Source organism: Mucilaginibacter sp. P4_A11 (assembly GCF_056402535.1).
The window spans coordinates 365,593-379,374 of record NZ_JBFUHE010000004.1 but is presented as its reverse complement, the minus strand read 5'-3'; the positions used below and the strand labels follow the sequence as shown (position 1 = coordinate 379,374).

Below are 13,782 nucleotides of genomic sequence, written 5' to 3'. Positions count from 1 at the left end.
GGGCTTTAGCCAAAATCTCAAAGGCGGCTTTGTAACATCGCAAACAAACTACTATCTTACATTAACATTACTGACCTCATGAAAAGACCTTTATTATTATTTGCCGCCCTTTCGGCCTTGATAACAAATGCCCGGGCCCAGACCGATTTACCTGTTGATAGCGGAACCTTCTTTCTTCACAAGTTTGAGCAGCACATCGGTAAGGAGACTTACTATGTGCGCAAGTATAAAGATGCTGTTCATTATAATATCGATTTTAAATTTGTTGACCGTGGTTCACCCGTGCCCCTTACTGCCGAACTGAAGGTAAATCCAGTGACAGACCCGCTGGAGCTAACTATAAAAGGTAATACTTCAAGATTTTCAACCATTGATGATAAGGTGACCATTCGCGGAGGTGAAGTAGCTATCAGGGTTAATGATTCGTCATATACGCAAAAAGCACTGCCGCTTAGTTTCCCGGTAGCAGGCTATTCGCCGGGCACAGTGCAGCAGGTGCTCGTTCAGTATTGGAATAAGCATAAGCAACCTGCAAATATTCATACGCTGCCATTTGGTGATGTACAGATCAAAAAATCAGGTACCGATCAGCTTACTTTTAACGGTAAACCGGTTACACTTAACCGGCTTACTATAAGCGGACTGGTTTGGGGCAATGAACTGGTTTGGACGGATAATGAAGGTAAACTTATCTGTTTGATTACGAATGACGCCGAGGGTGATAAACTGGAAATGATGCGCGTGCCTTATGAAGAACTGCTGCCGCAATTTATCAGCAAGGCTGCTATCTATGGTATGGAGCTATTTGCCAAAGCAGCCGCGCCAATCGGGACGGTTGATAAAGTTATAGCTGTTACCGGAGGCAATCTGGTTGATGTAAACACGGGTACAAGCACAGCAAATGCGGTTGTTTTAATAGAGAATGGCGTTATCAAACAAACAGGTAAAGCAGGTGAAGTGAAAATTCCGGCAGGGGCTAAGATCATCGATGCCAAAGGAAAAACGATTTTACCGGGTCTTTGGGATATGCACGCACATTTTGAACAGGCCGAATGGGGGCCGGCGTATCTTGCGGCAGGTGTAACCACCGTGCGCGATTGCGGTAATGAATTTGGATATATTAATGCAATAAAAGCCGCTGTTGATGGCGGCAAAGGTGTTGGGCCAAATATCATTAAAGCCGGTATTATTGACGGCAAAGGGCCGTATGCACTGGGTATTATCCAGGCCGATACTAAGGAAGAGGCTATAAAAGCGGTTGACCGTTATAAAGAAAATGGCTTTCAGCAGATCAAGATCTACAGTTCGGTAAAACCGGCCATAGTTAAAGTTATCTGCGATGAGGCGCACCGTTTGGGTTTAACCGTAACAGGACACATTCCCAATGGAATGACCCTGCAGCAGGGTGTTGATTCGGGGATGAATATGGTTAATCATGTTCAGTACGTGTATTCCATCATGAAACGTGATAAGAATAGGGCTACTATTTTTGATGATTCGATAAGTGTGGCGGCAATCAAGTTCATAAAAGATCATCATGTGGTTATTGATCCTACCATAGGTGTTTTTGAGCTGGCATTCCGTAATGTCAAAGATGATATCACGAAACTTGAACCTAACTATTATAATTTGCCGCTGCCGCTTCAGGCGCTGTTTAAGAACATGGGCGAAGAACCTGCACAGGCTGCTAAGTTGAAGCCGATATACGAGAGCATGAAGAAAACAGTAAAGGTATTGTATGATGCGGGGGTACCTATAGTTGCCGGTACAGATATGGGCTTCCCGGGTTACAGTCTTGACAGGGAACTGGAATTATATGTAGAAGCAGGCTTAAGCCCGGCGCAGGCTATCAAAACAGCAACTATTACACCCGCTACAGTAATGAGCCTTGATAAAACAACAGGCTCAGTTGAGGTTGGTAAACAAGCCGATCTGGTTATTATCGACGGTGATCCGCTGAACAATATCATGGATATTCGTAAGGTATCAGTAGTGATAAAAGAGGGAAGGATTTATGACCCGGTTAAGCTGCACCAGATGGTTGGCTTTAAAAAATAGGTATGTAATTTGTTATGCTGATTGGGTGAATGGTTGGTTTTCAGTGTAATTACAGTTTATTTAATCGGCGATTTATCCAATCGACAAAACAATTAACAAACTACTAATTAATGACAATTGAATGTAGCCATACTTCATTTTAAAATGATACCTTTGCAGCCTCATTCCGAATCATGAGCGATCAGATTAAACATGAATGCGGTGTGGCATTTATCCGCTTACTAAAGCCACTATCTTATTATCAGAAAAAGTACGGAACTGCACTGTACGGCCTGAACAAACTTTACCTTTTAATGGAAAAACAGCACAACCGCGGCCAGGATGGCGCAGGTGTTGCTACCATTAAACTGGATATTGCTCCGGGCAAACGCTACATCAGTCGTCACCGCTCCATGGCTTCAAATGCCGTTGCTGATATTTTTGAATATATCCAGAAGAAATTCGCGGAGATTCAAAAAGAGACCCCCGAAAGGATGCTTGATGCCGAATGGCTTAAAGAGCATGTTAGCTTTACCGGCGAAGTTTTATTAGGGCACCTGCGTTACGGTACCCACGGTAAAAACAGCATTGAAAGCTGCCATCCATTTTTGAGGCAAAACAACTGGCAAACACGTAATTTGGTTATAGCAGGTAACTTCAACATGACCAATGTTGACGAGCTGTTGCAACAACTTTACGATCTGGGCCAGCACCCAAAAGAGCAAGCTGATACTATCACCGTACTTGAAAAAATAGGTCACTTTATTGATACTGAAAATCAAGGCCTGTTCGATCAGTATAAACGCGAAGGATTGGACGATAACGTGGAGATCAGTAAACTGATCGCTAATGATATGGACGTAGCCAAGATCCTCCGTAAATCGGCCAAGAACTGGGATGGTGGTTATACCATTGCCGGGATCCTGGGCCATGGCGATGCCTTTGTAATGCGCGACCCGGTTGGTATCCGTCCGGCGTTTTACTATTACAATGATGAGATCGTGGTTGCAGCTTCAGAACGCCCTGCTATCCAAACAGCATTTAATATACCGATGGAAGAGATCAGGGAAATTCGCCCGGGTCATGCTTTGATCGTTAAAAAGAACGGCAAGATCTCTGAAGATATGTTCAGCGAGCCAAAGGAAAAGAAAGCTTGTTCATTTGAGCGGATCTACTTTTCGCGCGGCAGCGACTCGGCTATTTACCGTGAACGTAAACAATTAGGCCGTTTGCTTTGTCCGCAGATATTGGATTTTGTTGATCATGATATTAAAAACACAGTTTTCTCCTACATACCAAACACAGCCGAAGTTGCCTTTTACGGCATGGTTGAAGGCATGCACAAGTATGTAAAAAAATATCAGCATGAAAAGCTGCTTGAGCTTGGAAGCGATATCACTGAAAAAGATATTGCCGAAATATTGCAGGTAGCACCAAGGGTTGAGAAGATAGCTATTAAGGATGTTAAGCTACGTACCTTTATCACCCAGGATGCCGACCGTTCCGAAATGGTGGCCCACGTATATGATACCACTTACGGTCTTATCAAAAAAGGTACCGACACACTGGTAGTATTGGATGATTCCATTGTTCGAGGTACTACGCTTAAACAAAGTATCCTGAAAATTTTGGACAGGCTCGGGCCTAAAAAGGTAGTTGTGGTTTCATCTGCTCCGCAGATCCGTTACCCTGACTGTTACGGCATTGATATGTCGCGCATGGGCGAGTTTGTTGCCTTTGAAGCAGCTATAAGCCTGTTAAAAGAGATGGATAGGGAAGATGTGATCCTGGATGTTTACCAAAAATGTAAAGACAGCCACAAACTGCCGAAGGAAGATGTTGAAAACTATGTTAAAGAGATCTATGCCATGTTTACCGACCAGCAAATCTCTGACCGTATAGCTAAGATCATCACTCCTAAAAACGTTAACTGTGAAGTACAGGTAATTTACCAGACATTGGATAACCTGCACATCGCTTGTCCTGATAATCTTGGTGACTGGTACTTTAGCGGTGATTACCCAACCCCTGGTGGTAACAAGGTTGTTAACCGCGCCTTTGTTAACTGGATGGAAGGTAAAAACCAAAGAGCTTACATGTAAGATACATAACCCCTTAAAGGGGCGATAATATTCAAGGCGATGATTTTTTCATCGCCTTTTTTGTTTTGAAAAATCGTGGTCATGTTGAAAAAAATGCTCATGATATGATTAAAAATGGGTGTCATGCTGAGCTTGTTGAAGTATGGCGGGCAGGGCCTCTGCGCACGAGTCTTCGACAGGCTCAGACTGACAGGCCTCTTTGCTTGATATCAGTTCACTTTCAGAAGTTCACTGCATGACGAGCGAGCGAAAAAATAAGATAAGAGAAAACCCTTACGATCCCGCCGGCGCAGCAAACACAAAATGCGTAACCAGCTTATCAATCAACACCAGCGAAGCAATAATAAGAGCTATACCGGCTACTTCGTTAAGGCGATGAATAAATTTAACCGAAATGCGGTCGCGTAGTTTATTTGCGTAAAAAGCTTTGAGGGTATCCATACCGAACTGAATGATGAGTATGGTTAAGAACATAACGGCTATATGGAAGGAACGATGAGGCGTGCCTACAAGGAAAGTTGTACTGGCTGCGCCGATCACTACCGTCCAATGGAAGAGGAGGGTAGGGTTAAAAATACACATCAGGAAGCCTTTAAGTACATAGCCAAAACGGTCGGCACTTGAGGGTACCTTATTTTCATAGTTGATCTCGCTTTTCTTGAACATATAATATAGCCCAAGCGCAAATAATATGGCGCTGCCCACAACACCGGCTATAACTTTGGTATGATCTGATACATCGATATATTGCGAACCGAAGAGGATCGCGCCAACAAAAACCACATCGCTGCAAACCACACCCAGGGCAAGCGAAATACCGGCATGAAACCCTTTTTCGATGCTGGTTTTAATAAGCGCAAAAAAAACCGGGCCGGTAATAAATGTAAGTACTAATCCAAACCCGATACCCGAAACAATGGCTTTTATCATTAAGTTAAGCTTTGTTCTTTTTTGAACATTGCGAATATGCAATTTTATCTCATAAACAACGAAAGTTAAAATTGTGATTTAATTTATTTAAAAAAGAGTGGAGAGTTTTAGCAAAATTGGATTATGTTTAGAGATTCAAAAATCAAATCTGTACAACCTATTTTAAAATGGAACAAAAAGATGCTAAGAACTACGGTACAGCCCTGTATACGCTGATTACCGTGTTTTTTTTCTGGGGCTTTTTAGCAGCCTCCAACGGTATTTTCATACCCTTCTGCAAAGAACACTTTCACCTTACCCAGTTTGAATCCCAACTAATTGACTTTACATTTTATGGAGGGTATTTCATTGGTTCATTGATCCTTTACTTTGCTTCTCAGGCAAGCAAGGTTGATATCATGAACAAGTTAGGTTACAAAAATGGCATTATTTTAGGCCTTATTGTTTCGGCGGTGGGCGCATTAGCTATGATCCCTGCTGTGGCTTCAGGCGCGTTTGGTTTTATCCTTGCTGTTTTCTTTATCATCGCGGTTGGTTTTTCACTACAGCAAACGGCTGCAAACCCTTTTGTTGTGGCATTAGGTCCGCCCGAAACCGGTTCAAACCGTTTAAATTTTGCTGGCAGTATAAATAACATCGGTGCTTTATTAGGCCCGGTTGTAGTGAGCGTGGTATTATTTGGTTCGGCAACAGCAAAAACTGCTGCTGCCGATGTTAAAATATCATCCATCAATAACCTGTATTACCTGTTGGCCGGCTTATTCATTGCTGTTGCTTTGTTCTTCTGGTTCTCAAACCTGCCAAAGGTTACCAGCGATGAAAAAATCGAATCAAGTTCAAAAGCAAATACACCATTACTGGTAATGTTTGTAGCTTTTTGTTTAATCCTTGCAGCCGACCCTATCAGCAAGGCTGTAGGCATACCAAGCCAATATTTTGTATATGCCTCGTTGGCTATAATTGTATTTACACTGGTAGGTACTATTTTTGCCGCTAAAAAGAGCAAAGAAGGCTGGGGTGCTATGCAATATCCACAGTTGATATTGGGTATGCTGGCCATATTTACCTATGTAGGTACTGAAGTAACTATTCAAAGTAATATGGGTTCGTTATTGAAAACTCCTGAGTTTGGTTCATTCGCTGAATCTGACATTGCACCATATATCTCATTATATTGGGGTAGTTTAATGATCGGTCGTTTTGCAGGATCTATTGACGCATTTAATCTTTCAAAATCTGTTAAATACATTTTATATGTTTTAATTCCTTTTCTTGCATTTGGTATAGTGTTGCTCGTAAATATTTTTTCAGGTGCTAACGTAAGCCATCTTTACGCCTATGCAATTTGTGTAGCCATCCTGATTGTTGCTTTCTTTATCGGTCAGCAAAAGCCAACCCGTACCTTATCTGTGCTTGGGTTGTTGGGCGTAGCATTTATGCTTGCGGGTTTATTTACTACAGGTAAAGTGGCTACCTTCGCTTTTATTAGTGGTGGTTTATGCTGTTCTATCATGTGGCCTTCTATATTCTCATTAGCTATTACAGGTTTGGGTAAATATACCAGCCAGGGCTCGGCATTTTTGATCATGATGATCTTAGGCGGCTCTATCATCCCTCCATTGCAAGGTAAAGTTGCCGATGGCGCAGGTAATGTTATACCAGGCATGAGCGGTATCCACTTCTCTTATATTGTACCCGTAATTGGCTTTGCATACCTTGCTTATTTTGCATGGAAAGTTAGCCGCGAACTCCGTAGTCAGGGTATCGACCTTGACCACGTTGAAGTTAAAGGCGGGCATTAATATTTAATCGGTCATTAAGTCATTGGGTCATTAAGTCATTTTTAAATGAAGTAATGACCCAATGACGTTTAATGACATAATGACTTAAAACTATGAAACCCAGCTTCGATCATATTTTCATGAACCTGGCCACTGATCTTTCGCAGCGGTCGCATTGCGTTAAGGCGCATGTTGGGGCGGTTTTAACCCGCGACACCAGGATCATATCTATCGGTTACAACGGGCCGCCTGCAGGTACACATAATTGTGATGAGGAATGGCCCGGGGTTGGTTGCGCGCGCGATTCAAAAGGCAGCTGCTCGCTTGCCCTGCATGCGGAAGAAAACGCGATACTTTATGCAGTAAAGAATGGGGCACGACTTGAAGGGGCTACGCTGTATACCACGCTATCACCCTGTTTGCCTTGTGCAAGGCTCATCTATTCGGCGGGGATTACCCATGTTTACTATGATAAATCGTACGCAGAGTACAAAGGTTTACCAAGCGATGAAGGCGTAGATTTTTTAAACAAATTTGGGGTTAAGGCTGAGAAGTTTGACCGTTGATGGTTTTGATTGCGTTGATTTCGCTGATATATTTTTGAACCTTGATTTGCTTGATTAAAAGATTTCCTGATACATTTTTTTCAATATCAAGAAATCCTTAAATCCTTAAAATCATGGTTTCCGCTATTCCGCAATAAAAGGCTCAATACGGCTCAGTGCAAAGAGTAATTGCTCGTCCTGGCTAAGGTCGGTGTTGTCTAATATAATAGCGTCATGAGCGCGAACTAACGGGCTTTCCTTGCGTGTGGTGTCCTGGTAGTCGCGGTGGGCAAGGTTATCAAAAACTTCTTCTAAGGTAATATTGGGATTGGTTGGTAATAACTCTTTGTAGCGGCGTTCGGCCCGGATCTTTGGATCGGCAGTCATGAACAATTTTATCTGGGCGTCCGGAAATACAACGGTACCGATATCCCTGCCATCCATGATGATGTTTTTTGAACGGCCCATGCGCTGCTGTTGCCTCACCATGGCTACACGCACCTCTTTAATGGCCGAAACCGGGCTAACTTTATCGGCTACATGCATCTGGCGGATCTCCTCAGATACATCTTCCTCATTTAAGGTAATGAACGTTTTGTTATTATGGGTGGTAAAGTTAAGATGGATATTATGTAGTGCATCTGCAACCTGGACATGATTTTCCAGATCAATGTTATGCCTTAAAAAATATAAGGTTACAGCACGGTACATAGCGCCGCTATCAACATAAATAAAATGAAGCTCTTTTGCTAAAGCCTTTGCCAGGGTGCTTTTGCCGCACGAAGAATAACCATCAATGGCTACTACGATATTGTTGTTCATAGAACTGCTAAATTAGTAAATTATATACAAATGACCTGCCGGAGCTAAACCAATTAGGCTTATTTTTGATGATGAATTTTACCAAGGCCGATCTCCAAAAGGAAACGAGCCACAAAACATCCAGAAGCGGCGGAAAAGGCGGCCAAAACGTAAATAAGGTTTCGAGCAAGGTTGAATTGCTGTTTTCAATTGCCTCATCAGCATTGTTTACCGATGAGGAAAAGCAACTGCTAACCGAAAAACTACAAAGCAGGTTTAACAAAGATGGATACGTGCAGGTAGTATGCGATGAAGAAAGGAGCCAATATCTCAATAAAGAAAAAGCGATTGAACGGTTAACATCATTATTGATAAAAGCCCTCCAAAAGCCCAAGGTACGAAAGCCAACCAAAGTAAGTAAAGCCAAAAAAGCCGCAAGGCTCGACAGTAAGAAAATACAATCGGTGAAGAAGGAGGGGAGAGGAAAAAGATTTAATATTAGTGATTAGAGGGGAACTCCCTAAAAGTATATCATTGCGAGGGCAGCGTGGCAATCGTATGCTATACAGGACGGCTAAGCTTCCGTGCGATTGCAACGCTGCGCTTATAATGACGTGGTGGTTTAAGCAAGGGTTCTCCTAATCACTAACCTCCAACCTCTAATCTCTCTACTTAAACCTATAAAACCCGGTAATAGATCCCCATTGGTGCGAGCGAAACATCTCCTTGGCATCTTTGGTATGAAATATGGCAGCTATATCAAAGGCAAAGCGGCTGGTGGTAAAAGCTACGCCAACCTGTTGGCTAAATATAAAAGGGTTCTTTTCTGAAACAACTTCCAGGCTGTTCGGATCGTCATGTTTGCGGAACAGGCTGCCTTGTATAGTTGCATCATAGCCAACCAGGTTAGCCAGAGGCTTATAGTAAAAAAAGATTTCGTGCTTGTGCAATAATTTTTCTTCGCCACCGGTTGATACCGTGCTTTGTGTACTGATGGAATTGAACAGCTGGTTAAAATTTCCTAAACGCACCATACCGCCGGCTCCGGCGCCGGTAAAGCCATTGCCCAGGTTGGCATACGAACTAAATGTAAGGTCGATCCATGAGGCACGGGCCAGCAGTTTATTATACTCGGCCGAAAGGTTGAGCTCTACATCATTTTTGATCTGGTATTGCCAGCCATTAAGCTGATAAAAGCCAAATGTGTTGTGGATAAGCTTTTGCACAGGCTCGCCGCCTGCTGCGGGGCCAACTACACCTAATTGTGCACCAAGTTTGAGGTTACTTTCATTTTTATAAAGAAAGTTAAGTGTTGAACCTAAATAGGTATATGCCGCGAAGGGCCTATCGATATCAAATGGTCCGCGAACATAGCCCGATTGGGGGTTAAACATTTTTTGCCCCAATTCAAATCCTAAAACTTTATTCTGGAGATCATTTTCTGATGGTTTTACTGTTAAAGCTTTTCTGTAATAAAAGAAAATGCCATTAGTATAATACCTGTCGGATCCCTGACCAAGGAATGAATCATTATCAGATTGGATACCAAATTCGTGACCGCGGGTTTGTGCAAATAAACAGGTAGCGCTTAGCAGGCATACCAGTGTTAAAAATAGTTTATTAGGCATTGAGGTTTAAATAGTATATGTGCGCTAATATATAAAAAACCCAATGCAAATAAAGGAGTTATAAATTTGGCAATTTAAAAATTGATAAGATGTTTATTTAGGGGCGAAGCCATTAATTCCTGTATTGAAAGTCAATGTGATTCTTCTTTTGAAATAGATCATTTAAAAACCGGTTGTCATTTCGACGAACCAGTAGAGGGAATGCGCGGGAGGGGTGAGGAGAAATCTTATGCAATATGTACTAAATCATGTAAGAGAGTTTTACATGGCGTATAAGATTTCTCTTTCGCCCCGGCGCTCATTCCAAAGCATACTCAATCGAAATGACAATTTTTTTATACAAAAGAAGTGTAAATCATCACAGGCTGCCAGACTCACAGTCCTTTAAAACAAAAGAGGTTTCACAGCATGCTGTGAAACCTCTTTTGTTAAGGCAAGTAAACTGCTTAATTAACAGCAGCTTTATCGTCTTCTTTAACGGTAAGATCAATAGGCTTTTTAACTTTTTCGTTAAGCAGCGCCATGCTTATTACATCCCTCATATCGGTAACGTAATGGAAACTAAGATCTTTTATATAGTCTTCTTTAATTTCCAGGATATCCTTTTGGTTTGATTTGCACAGGATGATCTCCTTAATATTGGCACGTTTGGCAGCCAGGATCTTCTCTTTGATACCACCCACAGGCAACACGCGACCACGTAGCGTGATCTCGCCGGTCATGGCCAGATTAGGTTTTACTTTACGTTGTGTAAATGCCGATACCAAGGCCGTAAGCATGGTAACACCTGCCGATGGGCCATCTTTTGGGGTAGCACCCGCCGGTACGTGTACGTGTACATCCCACTGGTCAAACAGTTTAGGGTTAATGTCGAAATCGGCAGCGTGTGCCCGCAGGTAGGCGAGGGCAATAGTAACCGACTCTTTCATTACATCACCAAGGCTGCCTGTTAACGTTAAGCGGCCTTTTCCAGGGCTTAAGCTTGCTTCAATGAACAGGATATCGCCACCTACCGAAGTCCAGGCCAGGCCTGTTACAACGCCTGCAACATCATTGCCTTCGTAAAGGTCTTTATCAAAAATAGGTGCGCCTAATATTTTCTCAATATCTTTTTTGCTTACGGCGCTGTTGTAGGGTTCTTCCATGGCTATGCTCTTAGCTACGCCGCGCACAACCGAGCCTATTTTTTTCTCCAGTGAGCGTACACCCGATTCGCGGGTGTAATCAACTATCACCTTTTCAAGCACATCAGCCTTGAGGCTTATATCTTTTAGTTTTAAGCCATGTGCCTCGCGCTGTTTTGGCACAAGGTGTTGCTTGGCTATCTCAATTTTTTCTTCAATGGTATAACCGTTCACCTCAATGATCTCCATCCTGTCTAACAAAGCAGGCTGGATAGTGCTCAGGGAGTTGGCGGTTGCTATGAACATCACGTTTGAAAGGTCGTAATCCATCTCCACGTAATGATCATAAAAAGTGCTGTTTTGCTCGGGGTCAAGCACCTCAAGCAGGGCCGATGAAGGATCACCCCTGAAATCGTTGCCCACTTTATCTATCTCATCTAAAATAAAAACCGGGTTTGAGGCGCCCGCTTTTTTAATCGACTGGATAATACGGCCCGGCATAGCACCTATGTATGTTTTACGGTGGCCACGGATCTCTGCTTCATCGCGGATCCCGCCTAATGCCATACGTACATATTTACGGCCCAAGGCTTTAGCTATCGACTTACCAAGAGACGTTTTACCAACTCCCGGAGGGCCTACCAAACAAAGGATAGGCGCTTTCATGTCATGCTTTAACTTCAGTACGGCAAGATATTCGATAATACGCTGTTTTACCTTATCTAAACCAAAATGGTCCTTGTCAAGGATCTTCTGTGCACGCTTAAGGTCGAAGTTGTCTTTGGTGAAGTCGTTCCAGGGCAGGTCAAGCAGCAGTTCAAGATAATTGATCTGTACCGAATAATCGGCAGCTGCTGGATTGGTACGTGCAAGTTTTTCAAGCTCCTTGTTAAAATGATCTTTAACTTCTTTAGCCCATTTCTTTTTTACGGAACGCTGGCGTAAGCTCTCAATTTCCAGGTCGGGGCTGTTACCACCCAATTCTTCCTGTATGGTTTTAAGCTGTTGATTAAGGAAATAATCCCTTTGCTGTTTATCAAGATCGACACGCACTTTGGTCTGGATCTGATTTTTCAGTTCCAGCATTTGCAGGTCGAGCGTTAAATGCTCCAGTACAAGGTTGGCACGTTCGCGCAGGTTGGCTATTTCAAGAAGGTGCTGCTTGGCCGTCATATCAGCATTCATATTTGATGATATGAAATTGATCAGGAACGATGTACTTTCGATATTGCGGATAGCAATACCTGCTTCACTTGGGATATTTGGGGAAAGCTGGATAATGCTCATGGCCATATCCTTAATGGATGATACCATGGCTTTAAATTCTTTATCTTCCTTACCTTTTATTTCATGGAAGGGCTCAACTGTAGCTTTTATATAAGGTTCGCTTTGTACTTCTTCTTTTAAGTAAAAACGTTTTTTTCCCTGGATAATAACGGTGGTATTACCATCGGGCATTTGCAGCATTTTTATGATGAGTGCTATGGTACCAACTTTATTTAGCTGGCTAAAAGTAGGGTCTTCAATGCCCACATCCTGTTGCGAAACCACCCCAATCATGCGGCTGCCTTTATTGGCATCGCGGATTAGTTTTATTGATTTATCCCTGCCAACCGTAATTGGTATCACAACACCGGGAAAAAGCACGGTATTGCGCAAGGGTAAAATAGGCATTACATCGGGAAGTTCCTCATTATTCATCTCCTCCTCATCTTCCGATGACATTAACGGGAAAAATTCTGAATCCTCATTTATAACCGGTAAAGCATTTTTAAAATCAAACGGATCGAAATTCATTAATTATATTTTAGTAGAATAAAACGCCATGTTGTCAGCCTGTAAAATAGCATTCACGCCAATTGCAGGTTAAATCACGATTGTAAATCGCGCCTAATTATGGTTCAAGAGCTGTGCCAAGTTACACTAAATAGTAATAACAAATACTTAGTTGATTTAACGTACTGGTTATATGTTTGTTACAAATTTATGGCATGCAGTGTAAATAAATAAGATTTTATTGTTAAAGATGAAAAAAAGTCATAGTATAGCTGTTCACAATTTTATGCACATGTGAAAATATTTTTCACAAAACTGTAATATGGCATAATAATTTGATGCATTGATAGTTAATATAATACCATTTTTGTTTTACCAGTAATCCGTTTAATGAAGTTATCAGTTATCCTGCCCCTTCTGATCATGTCCTCTCTTGAGTCGGCTATAGCGCAAAACGCTTATGTACGGCTTGGCCAGCAGGCGCTCATGGACGGTGATTTCCGTTCGGCGGTGTCGCACCTGGAGAAGGCATGTATAACTGATTCTACAAATGCCAACGCTATGTGGATGCTGGGTTATTCATATTATCACAGTGATAATTATAAAAAATCAATACTGGCGTACACCAAAGTAATTGCCGTAAAGCCGGCTGATGCCACTGCTTATTATTACAGGGCAAGGGCAAAAAGCTATTTGGGAAGAGACAACCAGGCGTCGGCAGCAGATAAGGAGTTGTACTTATTGGGCGCCATAGTTGATCTTACAAAAGCTATCTCCATTAACAATGATATGCGGGATAACAAATACTACCAAAACCGGGGTATAGCTTATCGCGATTATGGTGTGTTTAAATTGCAGGCAACTTCCCGTTTTTATGATAAAGCCAGGGGAATAAACTCGTTAAAAGCTTCAGTTGCCGATCTGGAAAAGGTATTGTCTGATAACCCAAGCCGCATGGACATTTCCGCACTGATCGATCAGTCAAAAGAAAAACTCATCCAGGCTACCACCGGCGCTAATACGTTGGTGAAGCAGCACTAAAGCCAGCTTAAATCTTC

General features: G+C 42.4%; 10 protein-coding genes. 6 read left to right on the top strand and 4 right to left on the bottom strand.

All coding sequences use genetic code 11. The features are described 5' to 3' along the window. Positions 1-78 precede the first annotated feature (78 nt). Both AC1DUD_RS10830 and AC1DUD_RS10825 read left to right on the top strand, forming a co-directional pair. On the top strand, positions 79-2,058 hold the full coding sequence (locus tag AC1DUD_RS10830; RefSeq protein ID WP_477374477.1) for an amidohydrolase family protein: 1,980 nt from the start codon (positions 79-81) through the stop codon (positions 2,056-2,058). A gap of 173 nt (positions 2,059-2,231) precedes the next feature. Beyond that, positions 2,232-4,139 (top strand): amidophosphoribosyltransferase, encoded by a 1,908-nt coding sequence (locus AC1DUD_RS10825; protein WP_477374475.1) that lies wholly within the window; start codon positions 2,232-2,234, stop codon positions 4,137-4,139. 273 nt (positions 4,140-4,412) lie between these two features. On the opposite strand, the gene AC1DUD_RS10820 is transcribed toward AC1DUD_RS10825, so the two are convergent. After that, positions 4,413-5,069 carry a LysE family translocator gene (locus AC1DUD_RS10820; protein ID WP_121231429.1) on the bottom strand — a complete coding sequence of 219 codons (657 nt, stop codon included), beginning with the start codon at positions 5,067-5,069 and terminating at the stop codon, positions 4,413-4,415. Positions 5,070-5,236: 167 nt separating this feature from the next. Here AC1DUD_RS10820 and AC1DUD_RS10815 point away from each other — a divergent pair, with 167 nt between their 5' ends. After that, positions 5,237-6,871 carry an MFS transporter gene (locus tag AC1DUD_RS10815; RefSeq protein ID WP_477374473.1) on the top strand — a complete coding sequence of 545 codons (1,635 nt, stop codon included), beginning with the start codon at positions 5,237-5,239 and terminating at the stop codon, positions 6,869-6,871. Positions 6,872-6,963: 92 nt separating this feature from the next. Beyond that, positions 6,964-7,416, top strand: coding sequence for a deoxycytidylate deaminase (locus AC1DUD_RS10810; protein ID WP_477374471.1), 453 nt, complete (start codon positions 6,964-6,966; stop codon positions 7,414-7,416). 123 nt (positions 7,417-7,539) lie between these two features. Here AC1DUD_RS10810 and cmk read toward each other — a convergent pair whose 3' ends face one another. Further along, positions 7,540-8,217 (bottom strand): (d)CMP kinase, encoded by a 678-nt coding sequence (gene cmk, locus AC1DUD_RS10805; RefSeq protein WP_477374469.1) that lies wholly within the window; start codon positions 8,215-8,217, stop codon positions 7,540-7,542. A gap of 71 nt (positions 8,218-8,288) precedes the next feature. Between cmk and arfB the strand changes: the two genes are divergently transcribed. After that, positions 8,289-8,705 carry an alternative ribosome rescue aminoacyl-tRNA hydrolase ArfB gene (gene arfB, locus AC1DUD_RS10800; protein ID WP_477374467.1) on the top strand — a complete coding sequence of 139 codons (417 nt, stop codon included), beginning with the start codon at positions 8,289-8,291 and terminating at the stop codon, positions 8,703-8,705. Positions 8,706-8,864: 159 nt separating this feature from the next. Here the strand turns inward: arfB and AC1DUD_RS10795 are convergent, their stop codons facing one another. Continuing rightward, positions 8,865-9,824: a lipid A deacylase LpxR family protein gene (locus tag AC1DUD_RS10795; RefSeq protein ID WP_477374465.1), complete on the bottom strand. Its 960-nt coding sequence runs from the start codon at positions 9,822-9,824 to the stop codon at positions 8,865-8,867. Between the two features lie 446 nt (positions 9,825-10,270). After that, entirely contained in the window at positions 10,271-12,745 is a 2,475-nt protein-coding gene (lon, locus tag AC1DUD_RS10790) for an endopeptidase La (protein ID WP_477374463.1), read from the bottom strand. A 369-nt stretch (positions 12,746-13,114) separates the two neighbouring features. On the opposite strand from lon, the gene AC1DUD_RS10785 reads away from it, so the two are divergent. Then, the gene (locus AC1DUD_RS10785; protein WP_477374461.1) at positions 13,115-13,765 is read left to right on the top strand and encodes a tetratricopeptide repeat protein; all 651 of its coding nucleotides are present in this window, start codon (positions 13,115-13,117) and stop codon (positions 13,763-13,765) included. The last annotated feature ends 17 nt before the right edge of the window (positions 13,766-13,782 follow it).